The sequence below is a fragment of the Deltaproteobacteria bacterium genome (assembly GCA_016874775.1).
In the GTDB taxonomy this organism is placed as follows: domain Bacteria; phylum Desulfobacterota; class Binatia; order Bin18; family Bin18; genus VGTJ01.
Genome location: VGTJ01000129.1, coordinates 1 through 19,037, shown reverse-complemented (window position 1 = coordinate 19,037; position 19,037 = coordinate 1). Strand labels below are relative to the sequence as shown.

13 protein-coding genes and 1 pseudogene are annotated in these 19,037 nt (G+C 55.2%); 7 read left to right on the top strand and 7 right to left on the bottom strand.

Annotation, left to right across the window (positions count from 1 at the left end; translation table 11 throughout):
* Nucleotides 1–369 precede the first annotated feature (369 nt).
* Nucleotides 370–1,158: an alpha/beta hydrolase gene (locus FJ147_19790; GenBank protein MBM4258121.1), complete on the bottom strand. Its 789-nt coding sequence runs from the start codon at nt 1,156–1,158 to the stop codon at nt 370–372.
* A gap of 219 nt (nt 1,159–1,377) precedes the next feature.
* Here FJ147_19790 and FJ147_19785 point away from each other — a divergent pair, with 219 nt between their 5' ends.
* Entirely contained in the window at nt 1,378–2,514 is a 1,137-nt protein-coding gene (locus tag FJ147_19785; GenBank protein ID MBM4258120.1) for a CoA transferase, read from the top strand.
* Nucleotides 2,515–2,594: 80 nt separating this feature from the next.
* Here FJ147_19785 and FJ147_19780 read toward each other — a convergent pair whose 3' ends face one another.
* From FJ147_19780 to FJ147_19765, 4 genes are read right to left on the bottom strand one after another with little or no spacing between them, the layout of a single operon-like run.
* Nucleotides 2,595–5,651 (bottom strand): tetratricopeptide repeat protein, encoded by a 3,057-nt coding sequence (locus FJ147_19780; protein ID MBM4258119.1) that lies wholly within the window; start codon nt 5,649–5,651, stop codon nt 2,595–2,597.
* 33 nt (nt 5,652–5,684) lie between these two features.
* Nucleotides 5,685–6,095 (bottom strand): hypothetical protein, encoded by a 411-nt coding sequence (locus FJ147_19775; protein MBM4258118.1) that lies wholly within the window; start codon nt 6,093–6,095, stop codon nt 5,685–5,687.
* A 39-nt stretch (nt 6,096–6,134) separates the two neighbouring features.
* Nucleotides 6,135–9,260: a hypothetical protein gene (locus FJ147_19770; protein MBM4258117.1), complete on the bottom strand. Its 3,126-nt coding sequence runs from the start codon at nt 9,258–9,260 to the stop codon at nt 6,135–6,137.
* Between the two features lie 3 nt (nt 9,261–9,263).
* Nucleotides 9,264–9,737: a hypothetical protein gene (locus tag FJ147_19765; protein MBM4258116.1), complete on the bottom strand. Its 474-nt coding sequence runs from the start codon at nt 9,735–9,737 to the stop codon at nt 9,264–9,266.
* Between the two features lie 77 nt (nt 9,738–9,814).
* On the opposite strand from FJ147_19765, the gene FJ147_19760 reads away from it, so the two are divergent.
* The 6 genes and pseudogenes from FJ147_19760 to FJ147_19735 all read left to right on the top strand — a co-directional run bounded on the left by FJ147_19760 (nt 9,815) and on the right by FJ147_19735 (nt 16,899).
* Nucleotides 9,815–10,807 (top strand): LLM class flavin-dependent oxidoreductase, encoded by a 993-nt coding sequence (locus tag FJ147_19760; GenBank protein MBM4258115.1) that lies wholly within the window; start codon nt 9,815–9,817, stop codon nt 10,805–10,807.
* Nucleotides 10,808–11,172: 365 nt separating this feature from the next.
* A complete protein-coding gene (locus FJ147_19755; protein MBM4258114.1) occupies nt 11,173–11,691 on the top strand; it encodes a cupin domain-containing protein in 519 nt (172 codons plus the stop codon).
* Nucleotides 11,692–13,240: 1,549 nt separating this feature from the next.
* Nucleotides 13,241–13,675, top strand: a pseudogene (locus FJ147_19750) (ATP-binding protein).
* A 97-nt stretch (nt 13,676–13,772) separates the two neighbouring features.
* On the top strand, nt 13,773–15,527 hold the full coding sequence (locus FJ147_19745; GenBank protein MBM4258113.1) for an HTTM domain-containing protein: 1,755 nt from the start codon (nt 13,773–13,775) through the stop codon (nt 15,525–15,527).
* Between the two features lie 152 nt (nt 15,528–15,679).
* A complete protein-coding gene (locus tag FJ147_19740; protein ID MBM4258112.1) occupies nt 15,680–16,486 on the top strand; it encodes a hypothetical protein in 807 nt (268 codons plus the stop codon).
* Complete coding sequence (locus tag FJ147_19735; GenBank protein ID MBM4258111.1) at nt 16,420–16,899, top strand: hypothetical protein; 480 nt, start codon at nt 16,420–16,422, stop codon at nt 16,897–16,899. The genes FJ147_19740 and FJ147_19735 overlap by 67 nt, the downstream gene beginning before the upstream one ends.
* 12 nt (nt 16,900–16,911) lie before the next feature.
* Here FJ147_19735 and FJ147_19730 read toward each other — a convergent pair whose 3' ends face one another.
* Together FJ147_19730 and FJ147_19725 are read right to left on the bottom strand one after the other, a co-directional pair.
* Entirely contained in the window at nt 16,912–18,168 is a 1,257-nt protein-coding gene (locus FJ147_19730; GenBank protein MBM4258110.1) for a PAS domain-containing sensor histidine kinase, read from the bottom strand.
* A 23-nt stretch (nt 18,169–18,191) separates the two neighbouring features.
* Nucleotides 18,192–18,878 (bottom strand): response regulator transcription factor, encoded by a 687-nt coding sequence (locus tag FJ147_19725; GenBank protein MBM4258109.1) that lies wholly within the window; start codon nt 18,876–18,878, stop codon nt 18,192–18,194.
* Nucleotides 18,879–19,037: the final 159 nt, after the last annotated feature.

The window sequence follows — 19,037 nt, the reverse complement described above, 5'->3', positions numbered from 1 at the left end:
AGCGCTCAATATCAAACCCGGTAAGTTTCATGGCGATTGGAACTATACGCTTCTTCCTCGCTCTTAATCGGTAACTTAATTCTTGCCCATGCCTTAGGAAGGGAAGTTTAGGGAACAAATGGCACAGGAAGGAAGAGTGGGCGGAGGAACGCAGCAGGTTGCGCCCCTCCCTTTTGCGAGGTTGCGTGCTTCTCAATCAGGTCCGAGAACATTCGGACACTGTACACAAACAGCCTCCGACCCGTGTCATTCAGAGCGCCACGAAGAACCTCTCCGTGCGATACGCACGATGGACTGAGAGATTCTTCGTCGCGACACCCGTCAGAATGACAAATGGAGACGGTCAGACGCTTACGTCGCGCAGTGCCACTACGCCAAAAAGCGCTGCACACGCTCAACAAACGTTGCCGTCTGCTCGATCTCTGGGCGATGTCCGCAATTGTCGAGTAACACCAAATCCGACCCTGGGATCGATTCATTGAATACGTGCGAAGTGCTGATGGGAACGATTTTGTCCTGCTTCCCCCACACGATCATGGTTGGCAGTCCCACCACATTTTCGAGGAGATTCGGCAGGCTGGGATTGAACATATACGGCTGCCAGGCAACACGAGCAGTTTCTGCACGCGCATCTTCCCACGCTTCGAATTGCTCTGGGGTTTGCTCGCCACCGTAGAGCTTGGCGAATTCAGGGGTACTCTCGATGCTGTTCACACTGGCATCAACATAGGCACGGGCCGTCACCACAAACATATCCGCGATATCACCCTGCGGTGGACGAATGCCGGTTGGCGAGACCAGTACCAGTTTGCGGAACTGCTTCGCATCACACGCCGCCATCTCTGCCGCGATCCAGCCACCCATCGAAAAACCAATCACATCGACAGGCGACCAATTCATTTCGCGGATCACTCGGGCATAAAACCCGGCGAGATCGCGAGTGTTACGAACCCACTCAACGCGTGGCGTTTTGCCAAAGCCAGGATGTTGCGGGATAATCACTGTGCGTGAGCGGGCCAGTTCGCTATGCCAACGTAACCACCCAGGATGACCAATCTCTTCGTGCAGGACCAGCAACGGTTTCCCACTGCCGCCTTGAATACAGGTTAACTCGGCCCCAGCAACTTTTGCGGTTACTTCTTTCCATTCTTGTGCCATTGTTTTCTCTTGCTCCTTCCAATCCGTGGTATTTTTCTGGAGCCGCAGTCCTTCCCTCTTACTGAAAACTGCCGTCTCCTGTCTGAACGTTCACTCAAAAGAGGAAGTCGCCGACACTGATACCACGTGCTCCCGTACCCGTGCAACCTCATCCTTCGCAATCGCCGCCAGAGTTTGCTAAGACCATACAACGACAAGAATGCGAAGGAGGAGAACGACATGGGACCGTTACAGGGATTACGTATCGTTGAATTGTTTTGCATTGGACCTGGGCCATTTGCCGGTATGCTCTTGTCCGATATGGGCGCAGATATTCTCCGGATCGATCGCCCACAAGAACCCCAACTCGGCTATCCAGATTACCAGTATCGGACGTTGTGGCGGAATCGGCGTGCGGTACAGCTTGATCTTGCCAAACCGGCTGGCGTCGAGGCCGTACTCCGTCTCGTTGAGCACGCGGATGGATTGATCGAAGGGTATCGTCCTGGTGTTGCCGAGCGACTCGGCATCGGGCCAGACGTTTGCTTGCAACGTAACCCACGACTCGTCTACGGACGCATGACTGGCTGGGGCCAAGATGGGCCACTGGCAAAACAGGCCGGCTTCGACATCAACTACATCTCTCTTACCGGCCTTCTCAGTGCTGTCGGTCCGGTAGAAAAACCGGTTCCACCGCTGATTGCCGCAGGAGATTTCGGCGGTGGAGGTATTTTTCTGGCAATGGGGATGCTCGCCGCCTTGTGGGAAGTACAGCGCTCCGGTCGTGGTCAGGTGGTCGATGCCAGCATTGTCGACGGCGCGTCGAACTTGATGGCATACGTCTACGGTGGACTCGCTGGCGGTGCCTGGCAAAATCAAAGAGCAGCAAACACCGTCGATGGAGGCCATTGGCGTTACAGCGTCTACGAGTGTAGCGATGGCAAGTTCGTGTCAGTCGCCGTCATGATGGACCCATTTCTCAAAGTCCTCTTTGAGAAACTCGGACTTAACGCCAACGACTTCCCTGAACCGAACAGCCGCAAGAACTGGCCAGTCTATAAGGAACGATTAGCAGCCATCTTCCGTACGCAACCACGCGATACATGGGTCGCGATGTTTGCTGGTACAGATGGCTGCGTGGCACCCGTGTTAGATCTTACCGAAGCACCACAACATCCACATAATAAAGCACGCGGGACCTTTGTTGAGCATGAAGGCGTACTGCAACCTGCCCCTGCGCCACGCTTTAGTCGTACGCCATCAGAGATCAGTCGTCGCCCGCCAGCGAATGGTGCGGATACCGAATCCGCATTGCAAGACTGGGGATTCACCAACGGAGAGATCGGCGATCTGCGCAAGCGCGGGGCGTTTGGGTAAGGCTTTGGCAATGAAGAGTGAAGACACAGCTCAGGAAAACAACGCTGTTTTCCAACTTTGAACTCCTCACTCTTCATTCTTCATTCTTCATTCTCCAACGCCTCCAGCAGTGCGCGTGCGTCCTTCATATCCGGCAGATCAAACCCTTCGGTAAACCAACTATAGACATCCGACAACATGTTGTGAGCCTCGCGTTGCCGTCCTTGCTGCTGCCACAGTCGCGCCAAAGGAACCACCGCCCGAAGTTCAAACAGCTTTTCCCCTTGCTTGCGCGCAATCTCAATCGCCTGCAGAAAGTGGGTTTCGGCATCGGCAACCTTATTGTGGCGCTTCGACTGCAACAGTAGCGCGCCTTTAGTAATATGCAGCTGCGGTGTCCAATGACGTTCGTCATTTTGCTCGTTCGCAACAAAGGCTTCAGCAATCAATCGCAAGCCTTCGTCAATCTGCCCACTCGCACCATACAGCACCGCTAATATGGAGAGATTTCCCGACTGGACCAAGCCCGCGCCTGAGACGTTATACGACGCAATCGCCCGTTGGACTTGGGCAATCCCCTCCTGAAGCTGACCTTGATTGGCCAGCGCGATACCAAGATGAAACGTTCCTAATGCCCACCAAAACGAGAACTCTTGTTCGCTGGCGATCTCCACCGCCTCTTCAGCCAACGCTTGCGCGGCTGGCCATTCCCGACAGCCATTATAAAGATTGGCGGCAAAATCGAGGGCAAGAACAAGCGACGTCGAATGCCCGACCTTCCGTGCCAGAGCGATCGCTTCCTCGCTTCGCATACGTGCCCGATCAAAATACCCTTGCAACCATAACGTCCACGCAGAAAAGCTACGCGAAACGACACCGGGATCCTGTCCAGACATATAGGCGAGCATGTGATGCTGCCGTTGGTCATACAGTGTGATCGCCTGCTCCGAGTGATGGAGGGCATGGGGTAACTCACCAAGAAAATGGAGCACGTTTCCTAACATTCTGTGTGCATCAAGCAACAGTGTCTGGTCACCGACACTTTCCGCCAGGCGCAGGCACTGTTCAGCAAGCGTGCGAGCCGTGTGTAACTTTCCGCGGACCAGATAAAAGGCGAATAGTCCGCTCAATACCTGAAAGAGTTGCGGCGTTTCGCCAATACGCCGACACAACTCCTGGGCACGAGCGTATGTACTCTCGACCTCCGGCGCCGCATATCCCTTGGTTGCCATGAGTGCCACGCCCATCATCGTCTGGAGCGCAAGTTCCGTCTCGATTCGTTCTTCGTTCTCAGGAAGTTCAGCCAGGAGCGTCAGCGCCTGTGTCAGATGGCTAATCGCTTCAGCATTTGCTGACCGTTGGATGGCGGCTTGCCCCGCTTTTTGCCAGTAAGGAATCGCTTGAGCGCTCAGACCTGCCTCAGTGTAGTGATAAGCGAGGAGTTCAGGTTCAGCCGCTTTCGTTTCCGAGAATTGCGCTTCAAGCGTATACGCAATCTGTTGGTGACGCTGCTGGCGCTTGCTCTTGAGCAAAGACTGATACGCCGCATCCTGAATCAGCGCATGTTTGAAAACATACTGTGAGTCTTGTCCGATCCCGCGGGGGTACAAGACCTCAGTCTGAACCAGCTTCGCTAACGCCTGACGCAGATCCGATTCGTCTAGTGGGGAAATCGCTCTGATGAGTTCGTACGAAAACGCTCTGCCACACACCGCGCCAAGCTGTGCTACCTCTCGCGCGGCACCCAAGCGATCAAGTCGCGCAACGAGCGAGTCGTGTATCGTCGCAGGGATCGCCAACGGAGGTAAGGTTCCCGTCAATACATAGCCATCTCCCTGTTCTCGGAGCAGGCCAGACTCCAGTATCATTTTCGTCGATTCTTCGACAAACAATGGCACCCCGTCCGTTTTTATCACGATCTGTTCAACCACCTCGTTCGGCAGTTGCTTCCCACGCACGATTTTCTCGATCATCGCTTCACTGTCCTTGCTCGTCAGACGACTCAAGGTCAGTGGTCGCAAGTGGGAACGCATCGGCCAAGGTGGCGCAAACTCTGGACGAAACGTCAGTACGACCAGTATTCGGGTAGCAACGACATGTTCAAGCAAAAGGCCAAGCCATTCGACCGTTGAGGGGTCAGCCCAATGAATATCCTCCCACACCGAAAGTACGGGTTTGTGTTCCGCACTCTTCAGCAACCAGGTGAGCATGGCCTGTTGGGTTCGTTCGCGTTGTTTCTGCGGTGTCAGGTCAGGAAGAGGAAAGCGGCTAGTCGGCAGCGACAACAGCGTGGCAAAAAACGGTACCGTGTTTGGCAAATCCATTCCCGAGTGAGCGAGCGCGCGCTCCAGCTTTGTCAGTTGCACCTCAGGCAGATCTTCACGCTGCAATGACAAACTGCGATGCAAGAACTCGATCATAGGATGCAGCGCACTTTTATGATGATACGAAGAACATCGGGCTTCCAACCGGAGAGCAGTAACCGGATCGATGCGTTCCTTGAGGAGATGGATAAGCCGCGACTTGCCGATGCCAGCTTCACCGTTCAGGAGGACGACCTGCCCCTGGCCTTCTTGTGCGTGTTCCCAGCTTCTCAGGAGAAATTCGATTTCTTCCACGCGCCCAACAACCGGCGTCAGACGCGTAGGCGCGGTAATCTCCAGGCGATGGCGAGCGCTACTTTGGCTCAGTACCTGGTAGGCATCGAGCGCTTGCGGAAACCCTTTCAGGGTTTGCTCGCCTAGGGATTCGCAGACAAAGTAGCCCTCAACTAAACGATGAGTCATCGCACTGAGGACGATTGTGTCAGGCGCAGCCAGACTTTGGAGCCGGGCTGCAACATTTGGCGTTTCCCCGAGGGCCAGTTGTTCATATCGCTGCCCGCCGCCAACCTCTCCAACCACAACAAGTCCAGTGTGAATGCCAATCCGTGCGTGGAGCGGACGCTTCGCGAGTAGAGATGCTTCAGCAAGACGAACATTCTGTGTTCGCAGGCTTTGCAAAATCTCAAGCCCAGCCAACACAGCGCGTCGCGCATCATCTTCATGCGCGGCGGGGTAGCCAAAGTACACGAGCACGCCGTCACCAAGATACTGGGCAATATGGCCTTCGTAGCGCTCGATCACTTTCGCACATACGCTTTGATACAGCTGCACCACAAAGCGCAGCTCTTCCGGATCAAGTTGAGAGGATCAAGCAGTCGATCCCACCAGATCGCAGAACATCACCGTTAGTTGTCGTCTTTCGGCGGTATTCCGCCCAGAGTCGAGAGTCCGATGTCCAGGGTCAGAAAACCGAGAATCGGGAATCGAAGAGTGAGCTTCTTGACTTTGGACCTTAGACCTTGGACTGTGGGCCCCTTCGAACTCTGGAGTCTCTTCGCCCGCTCGCCCGTCTTCTTTGCCGTTTCCCTGTCGTCCCAGCCAAACTAAGATCTTCCCGTCCTCATCCACAGCGATCTGTTGTGCATCAATCAGCTCATCTTTCACATCCTGGAGATAGTCGTCATCAAGCGAATATCGCCGTTTCAGCGCGCCGTACGATACTCGCCCTTGCCGTTGGAGCAATTCAGTAATTTGCGTGAGCAATTCGTCAAATGTCATAACTGGGTCACTTTACCATTGAATAAATCAATCAATGACTCAATGACCCAACTCATCGAGGAGCGCCTTTGCCTCCTGCAGGTCTGGGGTCTCAAATCCTTCAGTGAACCAGGTATAGACATCACGTAACATGCGGTGGGATTCATCGAGTCGCGCCTGGAAAAGGGGATGGGAGTTGTGAGGTGCGCCGTCCTGAAATTGTTGTTGTCGCATCCGACAGAGGCTCAGGGTCGCGCGCAGCTCCCATGATTTCGCCTGTTGCTGACGTGCGATGGCGATTGCTTGGCGAAAGCATCTTTCCACCTCCCTCACCGCCTCCTCTGAGACTAGGGGCTTGAGACTGGGGGCTTGTGGGGAGGAACGGTTCTCTAGGCTCAAGCTCCTCGCCCCTGCGAGCATCAGCTCACCTCTGACGCGATACAACTCCGCCACGAACGCGACCTCTCCTTTCTTTTGCGTAATCTCAAGCGCTTCGCTAATCAGAGAGAGTCCTTCATTCAGCTGCCCAACCTTTGCACATGTCTCAGCCAACATCAGCAAAAACCACGACTGTACTAAGTTCGCGCCCATCTCTCGTATCTTTGCCAGGCCGTGCCGAATTTGGGCTAGTCCTTCGTCGTAGTTTCCGTGTTGTCCCAATGCCCATCCGCGAACGATTTTCCCGTAGGCAGTCCAAAGCGGAAATCCCTGCTCGGTAGCTAGCACCACTGCCTGTTCAGCGTAGTGCAAAGCAGTTTGCTCCTCGCGACGCAGTTTCCCTAGTCCACACGCAAAGATGATGGCCATCGACTGACTGAGCGGCCATCCTAATTGCTCAGCCAATGTCAACGCTTCTCTCCCTTTCTGCTTCGCTTGCTCGGGATACCCACGACACCACAAGGTCCAAGACAGGTAGGACAAGCTATTCACACCAGGATCTTGCAACGTACGCCCGACTCCTTGTGGAGAAGTGGCGTTATAGGTTGCCATACTTTTTCGCAAATACTCTTCGACCAACACAAATTCGCCTTGATAAAAAAGGATGTTTGCGAGTACGACTTGGGTTTGGAGCAAACGTGCCGGATTACCCTCTTGTTGCGCTAACGACAAACACTGATCTCCGAGTTGGCGTGCGGTCTGCAGTTCACCACGTGTGAAGTAATAAATCTCAAGGCCCGAGAGCACTTGAAAAAGCCGGGGGGTTTGACCGACTCGTCGACACAACGCTAACGCGTGGGCATAGGTTTTCTCCACATCTGGCGCAGCATATCCTTTGAGTGCCATCAGTACGGGACCGAGCGTCGCATACAAGTGCAGTTCCTGTTGGTAGCGAGCGGAACTCTGTGGAAGCGTGGTGAGGACCGTCAACCCTTTCTGTAAATGTTCGACCGCCTCAACAAAGGCAGATTGCGCAATCGCGTTCTGCCCAGCCCTTTGCCAGGCTGGAATCGCGAATGCGGCATCTCCAGCTTCTGTATAATGACGGGCGATGACTTCGAGTTGCGCTTCTTTCGCCTCGGGAAATCGTGTCTCAAGAGTCCGGGCAATGAGTTGATGATATTGCTGTCGTTTGCCAATCAGCAACGATTGATAGGCCGCATCTTGAATGAGTGCATGCTTGAATACATAACGCATGCGTGGCGCGACCCCGCGGCGATACAGCACTTCCGCTGCGACCAGCTTTTCTAGCGCCAGGTGGAGTGCGCCCTCATCCCCACCGACCACGGCGTGCAGAACTTCAGGCGCAAATTCTCGCCCTAAGACAGCGGCAACTTGTGCAACATCCCGCACCGACGCAAGCCGATCAAGACGGGCAAGCAGCGAATCGTGCAAGGTTGTCGGAATCGCCAAAGGTGGGAGCGGCCCGAGTAAGTGATAGGCTCCTTCTCGTTCTTTCATTAACCCAGATTCCAGCACTGCCTTGGTGAGTTCTTCGACAAACAACGGGATGCCATCGGCTCGGTGCACAATCTGTTCTTTGACTTCGTGCGGCAACGTCTTCCCCTTGATGACCTGCTCGACCATCTCTTCAGCATTGCGTACACCGAGTCGTCCTAACATCAGTGACGTCACATGGGAGCGAGGAGTCCAGGGATGGGTGAATTCCGGGCGAAACGTCAAGACGGCTAAGATGGGAACTGTCGGCAATTGTTCGAGTAGTAGTTGTAGCAGTTCGAGCGTCGACGGATCAGCCCAATGCAGGTCTTCCCACACGGTTAGCACGGGATTGTGTCGCGCCAACGACAAAAACCACGAGACAATCACTTGCAACAACTTTTCTCGCTGTCGCTGTGGTGTAAGCGTGGGGTACGCATCGGTAGGAAGGGGAAGCGACAGCAGGTTGGCAAATACCGAGACCCCATCTTCCAAATGCGCCCGAGCCATCACGCGTTCGAGTTTCTGTCGCTTTGCTTCGCTCGTTTCGTCTCGTCCAAATTGCAACGAACGTTGGATATAATCGATCACTGGATAGAACGCGCTTTGCTGATGATACGGTGAACAGCGAGTTTCTACGCAAATACTCTGTTCTCGGAGCTGTTCTCTCAGTTCTTGAAGGAGTCGCGATTTGCCAATCCCTGCTTCTCCACTCAACAGCACCACTTGTCCACGCCCCTCTTGCACTTCTTCCCAGCGTTTTAGGAGCAGGTTGCTTTCTTCTTCTCTACCAATAAACGGGGTGAGACCTGCCGATGTCGTCGCTTCGAGTCGGTAGCGCGCCCCACTCTCACTCAGTAACTGATAGATTTCCGCTGGCTCTGACTGCCCCCGAAATGTCTGCGTCCCGAGAAGGCGGCACACGAAGTATCCTTCAACTAAACGCGCCGTGGACGCTGCCACCATCACGGTATTCGGCTCCGCAACACTGAGCAGATGAATCGCGACCTGCGGCGTCGGTCCCAGCGCGATTGGCTCCGGTACGCCCTGCTCTCCGCGAGTATCAACAATGACTGGACCAGTATGAATGCCAACTCGGACGTGTACTGACGGAACATCGGCGATGGGCCAGTAATCTACCCGTTGAATGGCGTGGACAATATCCAAGCCAGCTTGCACTGCTCGACGAGCGTCATCTTCATGCGCTTGTGGGTACCCCCAATAGATAATCAACCCATCACCAAGAGACTGGGCAAGATACCCTTCGTAGCGGCCAACAATTTCCTCACAGACGCGTTGCGCGACAAGCAATGCCTAGCGCCAGTCTTCAGGATCGGCACGTTCCTCAGAGGAAACAGCTCTCCCTAGTTCACAGAACATCACTGTGAGTTGTCGCCTCTCGGCGACACTCCGTCCAGCGTCTAGGCTCCTCGCTTCAGGCTCCGACAAACCGGGAGTAGGCAGCGGAGATCGAAGGTCAAAGGGAGAAGAAACCACGCCTGGAATTTGCAACGCTGAACTTTGGACTTCAGACCTTGGACTTTGGACGTATTTTGACTCTGGACTCTGGACTCTAAACTCTGCACTTTCCGCTTCCTGTCGCCCCCTCCACACCAGCACTTTTCCACCTTCATCCACGGCAACCTGTTGAGCATCGATGAGCTCAGTTTTGATGTCCTCCAGATAGTCGTTATCCAACGCAAAGCGTCGTCGGAGTGCACCATACGATACACGCCCTTGGCGTTGCAGAAGATCAAGGATCTGCGTCAGGAGTTCGTCGAAAGTCATGAGAGCTGGTTGACTGATGGCATCGTTGTGAGAAGAATGCCTGTGATTCACGAACTTGCAATAGAGGGGAGAGCCCGATGGCACGAATAGGAGTCGCATTTGCAGGAGGCTTATCGCCCGCTGAGATCGTCGAGTGTGTCAAACTGGCGGACGACCTCGGTTACGAATCCGCCTGGGTTGCCGAAGGTCATGGCGGTGATCAGTTTTCCATTCTCACGGCATGCGCCGTGCAAACGAAACGCATCTTGCTCGGCACCAGCATCACGAGCATCTTTGTCCGCAGCGCACCGACCATCGCGATGGCGGCTGCCAGTGTCGATTACTTCTCTAATCAACGCATGATTCTGGGTCTCGGTTCCAGCCACAAGGTGCAGGTCGAACCCGAACACGGCATTGCTTATGCGAAACCCGAGCAACGTATACGAGAGACCGTCTCGATCATTCGCACGTTACTGCGCGACGGAGTCGTGTCGCATAAAGGGGAGACGATAGAGATCAAGAATTTCGATTTGTGGTTCACTCCCATACGCCGTGACATTCCCATCTATATCTCCGCAGTGTTCCCACGCATGTTGGAAATCTGTGGTGAACTTGCCCAAGGTGCGATGATGGTCTGGAGCACAACGGACTCCGGCAACAAGGCAATGGAACATGTTGCCACCGGGGCACGTCGAGCCGGACGGAAACTGGAAGATATCGACATCGTTTCCTTGTTGTCATGCAGTGTGTCAGACAACCGGAAAGAGGCGATTGATCGCCTACGTCCGGCTGCCGCGTTCTATGCCGGGTTTTTCCCGCGTTACAATCGCCTGATGGCCGAAAGTGGGTTCGCCAAAGAAGCGGAAGCCATTCGTGCAACCTGGCAAAAAGGCGATCGCGAAGGTGCGGCGAAGCTCGTACCTGACGCAATGGTCCAAGCGTTGGGAATCGCTGGCACGGCGCGCGAGTGTCGCGAACGCGTGGAAACGTACCGCCAGTCAGGCATCAAACTCCCGATCATCTTTCCTGTCGGTGGCGGAACAGATGGAAAACAGAAAGTGATGGACGCCATTCGTGCGTGTGCACCGTAGGAGAAGGAGTCAGGAGGCAGCATGCAGTAGTCAGGAGAATAAAGATGGAACTGTGGGCTAGAGGCTGGGGCTGCCTTCTCCTTTTGGGGGTAGGCTTTTACGCTGAGAAAAGACGAGACGTCATGCCCGCGAATGCGGGAATCCAGGGAGAATACGCAATCGTTCAGGGGTGAAGCTCCTGGATGCCCGCCTGCGCGGGCATGACGAACACGCGGCTCCTCACGAGGGGAAATCCGCGCCAATTGAGGCTTGGATAAAAACCTACCCTTATGAAGCTGCCTTCTCTCTCCACAAGCCCCAAGTCTCACGCCCCTAGTCCCAAGGGTTGAAAACGAAAAACCTGAAACAAAAAAGGAGGAAGCGTTATGAAAACCATCCATGTCGCAAAAGCCGACATGCTCAAACGAACGGCCCGATTTACTGAACTACGTTCAAGCAGTAGAGCGTTTATCGATAGCAAGATTCCCGGCCATGAACGCGAGATTTTCAATGTCATTGGCCGTGGCGTGACAGAAGATACCACCCTCAATCCCGCGATCACCGATGCGCGTGATTTCAATCTCACGTACATACGCGCTGAACCAGGCAAGGGCGCGGCACTGCATGCGCACACAACGGTTGAGGTGTTCGTCGCACTCTCGGGCGAGTGGGCGATCTATTGGGGCGACGATGGTGAACAAGAAATTATTCTTCAGCAATGGGACACTGTCTCTGTCCCGCCAGGAGTGATGCGTGGATTTCGCAACGCTGGCAAAGAGTCGGGGCTGTTGATGGCAATTCTCGGCGGCACGGATGCAGGACACGTCAGTTGGACGCCAAAGGTCCTCGACCAAGCGAGAGCCACCGGCTTAAAGCTCGACGACCACGGCAATCTCATACAGTAGCAAAAACACAATACCTAAATCACCGACAGTGAATGGCTCCTCCGTAGTGAGAATGGCGGTACGTAGCACCCTGCCACGCGAGAGGAGCCGTTGCGGCATCCTGCCCCTTCATCATTTTCCCTGAGAATCCTCTCAGGTTCGTAACACAGTAATCACACACCACTATTTGCCGGCAACGGACGATCGTACGTTTGCCCGTGCGCCATTCCCTTGTGGCACCGCCCTTGCTCCATAAGGCAGAACAAAAATCTTTTCCTACGACTGTGACTACCGATCGTCGCTCTCACTTTTTCATCTGCTCTCAATCGCAGATGAGAGCGGCACGGCCCCTGAACAGTTGTCACCGCGCACTGTATGGTTCGACAGACACACTTTCCCAACCTCTGCCGTGGCCCTCCACTCACCGACATGAGCAATACTCTCCATGTCACTGCAGAGAACATCTGCACCCACCCTCTCCATGAGATCAACCATCAACGAGCCTGGGGTCATCTCCCTCGAAGACTGACATTTGGCGACTCCATTCCTGAAAGGAGTGTGTATTATGCAAAACATCAAGCGACTGCACCGTTTTCTCTTCGTCGCGTTGATAGCCAGCTTCCCACTCCCGCTGGTTCTTGGGACTCTTGTCGTTTTTCCTTCTGCCATCAGCCATGCCGCTGATGATGATACCGGCAGCATGAGTCGTAACCGTCCAACATTGGAAGTTGTTCTTGATCGGTCGACCTTAGACTCACCCAATGGATCAGGGATAGGCACTGCGCCGATTCGTGGCCCCTTCCGCATTGATGGTCAGCTTTTCGAAGAAGGGCAGGCTCCCACCGGTGGTACCACTGGCAGTCCTCAGAATGCCATCGGTACGTTTCACATGACCGGCTGGATCGGTACCGATGGGCAAGCAATCGTTCAACAGGTCTATAACATCAATGAGCGTGGCACATTCATTGCGGAAGGTATACTACAACTCAGTGAGCTTACGGGTGGCACCTCGACAACCTCACAAGAAGAGAAGCTCGCGGTTATTGGTGGAACCGACGACTTCCGTAATGTGTTGGGTGAACTCACAATCGCTCGCCGCAGCAACGGCTCAGGACTACCCATAATGGAAGTTGAAGGGCGCCTCAGAGGAGCACGTACTGGAACGAAAGACGACGATACTAACGGAGGCGGAACGACCAGTGGCACCACAACCAGCGGCACGACCGGTGGCACCACTGGCGGAACAACCAGTGGGACAACCACTGGTGGGACGACCTCGGGTACCACGACCGGGGGCACGACCAGCGGGACCACCAGCGGCACCACAGGCGGAACAACCAGTGGGACAACTACTGGCGGTACGACCAGCGGGACCACGAGTGGGACAACGACCGGTGGCACGACTTCAGGCACGACCAGCGGCACAACGACCGGTGGTCCTGGCGGGACAACCGGTGGCACTACGAGTGGCGGTCCTGGTGGGACGACCGGTGGGACGACCACTGGTGGGACCACCTCTGGCACCACCAGCGGAACAACTAGCGGGACAACTACTGGCGGGACCAGTGGCGACACCACGAGCGGCACGACCAGTGGCACAACTTCTGGTACGACGACTGGCGGGACCACGAGTGGCACGACCAGTGGCACCACCGGTGGCACCACAACTGGAACGACGAGTGGCACCACCACCGGCGGCATGACGAGCGGTGGCACTACGGGTGATACTACGACTGGTGGGACCACCAGTGGCACGACAAGTGGAACGACTACCGGCGGCACCACAAGTGGAACGACCACCGGCGGCACGACCACCGGTGGCACCACCGGCGGCACGACCAGTGGAACGACTACCGGCGGTACAACGAGCGGCACGACCTCTGGTGACACCACCGGCGGCACGACCAGTGGGACAACGACCGGTGGCACCACCGGCGGCACCACAAGTGGAACGACCACCGGCGGTACAACGAGCGGCACGACCTCTGGAGGAACGACCGGAAGTACTACGAGTGGCACGACGCCTGAGAATTTGAGGGGATTGAGAATACTCCCTCGCTCTCGCTAACCTCAGCGCAGTTCCGACCGTGAAAGTGGGAGAAATGGCTGAACGGACAGAGCGCGCGAAGCACGGACAAAGGCCGGTGGCCATTCTTCCCATTCTTCCTTTTTCTCCGTTTTTCTTCATGATCATCGAGGTTCTTATGAAACTCGTCACAACACTCGGTAGACACGCATCGCACCGATTCATTACTTTCACACTCAACCTATTTCGTCAGCGTAACCGCATGGCTTTCTCCCCTGATCTTTCATTGCCTGAGCCACAACCGGGTCAGGAACGTTTTGCCCCAGACCCAAGGAAACGTGTGTGGACCGGTGAGGAGATTTTTGCTCTGGATGTCCGCTCACTTGCGCTCTTTCGTATCAGTGTCGCGCTCGTCATCCTGATGGACCTTTATTTGCGAGCCTTCGATTTGGCGGCTCATTACACTGACTTCGGTCTTCTTCCTCGCCCCATCGCCATCACTGAATACGCGACACAAGGTCTTTTGTCATTGCATTTTCTGGGAGGAGGGACACTGAGCCAGATCGGACTTTTCTTCATCGCTGCCTGCTGTGCTGCAGGGCTTCTGCTTGGCTATCGAACCCGGTTGATGACGATATTGTCGTGGCTGTTACTCGTCTCACTCCACAATCGCAACCCGATGGTCCTCGATGCCGGAGATGTCTTACTGCGGTTGCTGCTGTTCTGGGCAATGTTTCTTCCGCTCGGGGCAACCTACTCGCTCGATGGAGTGCTGACACCCCCTGTCCGTGCGTTTCCGGAACGCGTGCGTTCTATCGGCACCATCGCGTTGATTTTACAAATATGCTTCGTCTACTGGTTTACCGTCGCGTTGAAACATGATCCGGTGTGGCGCACTGAGGGGTCAGCCGTCTATTACGCCCTCAATCTGGATAGTTTTGCTACACCTTTTGGACTGTGGTTGCGGCAGTTTCCTACCGTGCTTCCATTGCTCTCCTTCGCCACGCTAATCATTGAAGCGATAGGCCCCTGTCTGCTCTTCCTGCCGATTTTCCATGTACCACTCCGTTTCTTCGCTGTCTGTATGTTTCTTGGCCTCCATATTGGTTTTGCGCTCTGTCTCGACCTCGGCATCTTTCCGTTTATCGTCGGCGCGGCATGGCTGGCGCTGTTACCGAGTTGGTTCTGGAATTCCCTTACGATCCCGACTGATCTCAGCGTGTCACGAAAATTTACTCTCCAGCATCGGCTCGAAGGATGGCTCGGAAAAACTCGCTATCTCAGAGTCGCCGCAGCCGCTCACCCTCCATTGTGGCGGCCCACAGTCAGTACGCTGTTCTGCGTACTGTGCTTGGTCTACATCTTCTGCTGGAACTTACGAACTGTAGACTTCGCCAGATACAGCACGGTTTTTCCGGTCGGCTACAACTGGTTCGGTCATACGCTACGAATTGACCAGATGTGGGGCATGTTCGCCCCGAAACCGGCAAGTGACGATGGCTGGTATGTCATCCCCGCACGTTTACGTGATGGCTCGGTCATGAATCTCATGACCGACGGTGGTCCGATAGCTTGGGAGAAGCCGGTGCATGTGGCGGCAACCTATCGCAATCAACGCTGGCGCAAATATCTGCGTAACGTCTGGGAACAAGAACACTCCCACCACCGCCTCTACTTCGGGCAGTATCTGTGTCGGGATTGGAACGCACGGCATGCTGGCGCCCTGACACTCGCAACCTTTGAGATCTTCTATGTAAAGGAAGAAACCCTTCCCAATGGAGAGATCGCATCTCCAGAAAGAGTCCTGTTGTGGTCACATCGGTGCTTTTAAGCAATCCTCTGCCCTGTATCGTCGTGGTTCGTCTCCAGTAGGACAGCACGTGAGCCTTACTGAGAGCGTTCTCAGGTCCTCTCAGGCAAGGTTCAGCAAGATGATGTACACACTTCCTGTCAGTACCATATCACTTACAGGGAGGTCCACGCATGCATTGTCTCACTCTCAAGGTTAGAGCGGTTTCCACCCTTCTCTTGTCCGCAACCATGTTTATCGAATGGTCGGGATTTCCTCACATCGTGTTCGCGCAAAACGTACAAGAAGCGCCCACAGGGTTCGACGATCAATCAAATGGGCTCACCACACCAGAAGAGTTTCAGAACGATCGCACGTTGTTCAACGAGCAAGAGCAAATCGTCGATGGTCTGGGGCCCGTCTACAATGCCCAGTCCTGCGGCGAGTGTCATCAAAATCCCACCTCTGGCGGTGCAACACAGATCAGCGAGTTACGTGCCGGGTTCTTTAATGGATCGATTTTCAACGAACATCCTGGAGGTTCACTTATCCATGCTCGCGCGATCGACGCGTCAATTCAGGAGCGGTTACAACGGAACACCAATGTCCGCACCTTACGCATGGCGTTGAGCACCCTGGGCGACGGGTTCGTTGAGTGCGTTCCCAACCAAACCTTCACCGCCATTGCTAACAGTCAACCACCGGCGATACGCGGACAAGTTATTGGCGTCCCATTGTTGGAAGCCAATGGCACCTTACGCGTTGGGCGCTTCGGCTGGAAGAATCAGCATGCAAGTCTGCTGTCGTTTGCCGCCGACGCCTACCTCAACGAAATGGGGATCACCAGCCCGCTACAGCCGACAGAGAACAGCTCCAATGGGGCCTCGGTCGCGCGTTCGATCGCGTGCCAGACCCCGAAGACAATGGAGAAGATGTGCAAGCTTTTGCCCGGTTTATGCGCGCTACGAAGGCGCCGCCGCGCGATGAAGCACTTGCTGTGACACCAGAAGCCCAAGTTGGATCACAGTTGTTCGACCACATTGGCTGTGCCATCTGCCACGTGCGTACGATCACCACAGCACCGCCAGGCACCCGGGTTAACGGTGGAACGTTCGTTGTCCCACCGGCATTAGGGAACAAAACAATTCATCCATTCAGTGATTTTCTCTTACATGACATTGGTACCGGCGATGGCATCGTGCAAAACGGTGGCCCCGCAACTCGCAATAGGGTGCGTACCGCTCCGCTGTGGGGACTCCGCACCCGCAACCGATTGATGCATGACGGGGCATCGCTGACATATCAAGAGGCGATAGGGCGTCACCAAGGACAAGCGGCGAGTATCAGCAATAACTTTTCCGCGCTCAACCCAACGCAACAACGACACGTGATAACGTTTCTGAATTCTTTGTGATGCAGATGCGCATCACTCTCCGTGCTCTCGATCTGCCAATGGCAAGGTCACCTCGAACCGGGCACCGCCACTGCGTGAGTCTCCAATGATGATATTTCCACCATGGCCAAAGACAATCGCTTGCGCAATGGCGAGCCCGAGACCAGCCTTGCCGGCGCTTGCGTGCGGGGAGACTGATCTATGCACGAATCGTTCGAAGACTTGCTGGCGCTCAACGGCAGGAATACCGGGGCCGTCGTCTTCTATGACGAGTTGTAGATACCGGGACGAGAGAGAGAGCTCGATATCAATTCTCCTGCGCGCATACCGGATGGCATTCTCAAGCAGATTCCGTATCGCCCGTTGTAGGGTCCGTGCGTTCCCTTCGATATGGGTGTCTACAGTTTTCGTGAGGTGTACTCGTCGATCCTGAAGGCGAGCAACCTCGCTCAGGAGTACGTCCTTAAGATCTATCAAAGCCCGAGGCTCACAGTAGGAAGTCGCTGAGCGTTCATCGATAGTTGCCAGCGCAAAAATATCATCGACAAGGTGTTGGAGTTGATCCACTTCCTGTAGCAATTGCCTCGCGAATGTCAGCCACTGTGTCCGTTCGGGATGTTTTCGTGCAACCTCGAGTTGCATCCGTAGGGCAGCAAGCGGATTACTGAGTTCATGCGCTGCATTGGTAAGAAACTGGCGCTGGGTCTGTACGAGGCGGGCAAAATGAGAGCGGGGGCGAGACCGCGCCAGGTCTCGCTTTGGTTGCGCCCGTGTGTCGCGCACCCGCCGGGCTTGCCCAGCTTCATGCCGTGCCTCTCCCCGATCGCGACATGAGACAACAATCCCTTCTACGGTCGGATCGTGGAGTCGATTGACGGCAACCACCATCAGCCGCCGCCACGAGCCATTGTGGTGTCGCACCCTCACTTCTAGAAATATTTTTCCTTCTGGCGTGTGGAGCAATTGAGAGAAGCCGCTCATTACCTGCGGCAAATCATCTGGGTGCACGAAGGTGAAGCCGCTTTGCCCAGTGGTTTCCGCCACTGTATACCCCAGCAAGCGCGTGGCGGCCGGGCTCTGGTACCGTGTGGTACCATCGCGGTTCAAAACAATGAGGATCTTGGAGGGCAGTCTACGGCCAGGAGTGGTGGCCGTATGACGTTGAGGTTGCGGCGACCGGGCGCGGCGCGTTCTGTGCTGCGCAACGGCAATCTCCGAGGGGTTACGGCTTGGCTTCCACCCACACCGTGAAGAAGAAAGACGGTGGGTCCATCGCGGTAACTCTTTCATTCGTGCCCCCTCGAGTCGGTCGGTTAATTCAACTCACATGCCTCGCGGAGCAGCCGGTATCCGACACCCCGGATCGTTTGAATAGATTGACGTCCAAACGGCAGGTCGATCTTGCGACGCAAATACCGAATGTAGACCTCAACCACGTTCCAGTCGCCATCAAAGTCGAATCCCCACACATGATCAACGATTCGTTGTTTCGGTAAGACTTCTCCGGCCCGGCGCATCAACATCTCTAGTAGTGAGAATTCTCGTCCAGTAAGAGAGATAACAGTCCCCGCTCGCAAGCACACGTGCCGTGCCGGGTCGATCTCGAGATCTCCGACCCTGAGGCTCATGGCGCGCGTACCGTTCGCGCGACGCACGAGCGCATGTAAACGGGCAATAAGCACAAGCGAAGAAAATGGCTTCACCAGAAAATCATCTGCCCCGACATTCAGCGCGCGTGCCTCAAACTGCTCGCCTTGATAGGCCGTAAGAATAAGAATCGGTACCCACACCTCTTTTTTTCGCAGTGCGGCACAAATCTCGTCGCCATTGCGCCCTGGCAACATAAGGTCGAGCACCACGACGTCATAGCTTCCTTCCATCGCCTTAAACAACCCTTCTTCGCCATCGGCTGCAGTATCAACATCAATCCCTTCTGCTTGCAGCGCCCCCTGGAGCGCGCTTAACAGCGAGCGTTCGTCTTCAACTACGAGAACCCTCATATGCTCATCCTCCCGTAGGATTGCCTTCCCCTAATAAGCTACCACGGCCAGAGGCCGTGGTATTAAGAAGGCCCCTCCGAAGGGGCCGAGCACATTCCGAAGCCCCCGCTGGGGGCGGTAACTCTTAGGAAGGCCCCGCTGGGGCCTCTATACGGTTAC

What these genes read in the sequence shown, in the direction of transcription:
- FJ147_19765 (MBM4258116.1), bottom strand. Translation starts at nt 9,737, where the DNA reads ATGACTTTCGACGAACTCCTGACGCAGATCCTTGATCTTCTGCAACGC.
- FJ147_19760 (MBM4258115.1), top strand. Translation starts at nt 9,815, where the DNA reads ATGGCACGAATAGGAGTCGCATTTGCAGGAGGCTTATCGCCCGCTGAG.
- FJ147_19730 (MBM4258110.1), bottom strand. Translation starts at nt 18,168, where the DNA reads ATGAAAGAGTTACCGCGATGGACCCACCGTCTTTCTTCTTCACGGTGT.
- FJ147_19745 (MBM4258113.1), top strand. Translation starts at nt 13,773, where the DNA reads ATGGCTGAACGGACAGAGCGCGCGAAGCACGGACAAAGGCCGGTGGCC.
- FJ147_19725 (MBM4258109.1), bottom strand. Translation starts at nt 18,878, where the DNA reads ATGAGGGTTCTCGTAGTTGAAGACGAACGCTCGCTGTTAAGCGCGCTC.
- FJ147_19740 (MBM4258112.1), top strand. Translation starts at nt 15,680, where the DNA reads ATGCATTGTCTCACTCTCAAGGTTAGAGCGGTTTCCACCCTTCTCTTG.
- FJ147_19755 (MBM4258114.1), top strand. Translation starts at nt 11,173, where the DNA reads ATGAAAACCATCCATGTCGCAAAAGCCGACATGCTCAAACGAACGGCC.
- FJ147_19785 (MBM4258120.1), top strand. Translation starts at nt 1,378, where the DNA reads ATGGGACCGTTACAGGGATTACGTATCGTTGAATTGTTTTGCATTGGA.
- FJ147_19775 (MBM4258118.1), bottom strand. Translation starts at nt 6,095, where the DNA reads ATGACATTTGACGAATTGCTCACGCAAATTACTGAATTGCTCCAACGG.
- FJ147_19790 (MBM4258121.1), bottom strand. Translation starts at nt 1,158, where the DNA reads ATGGCACAAGAATGGAAAGAAGTAACCGCAAAAGTTGCTGGGGCCGAG.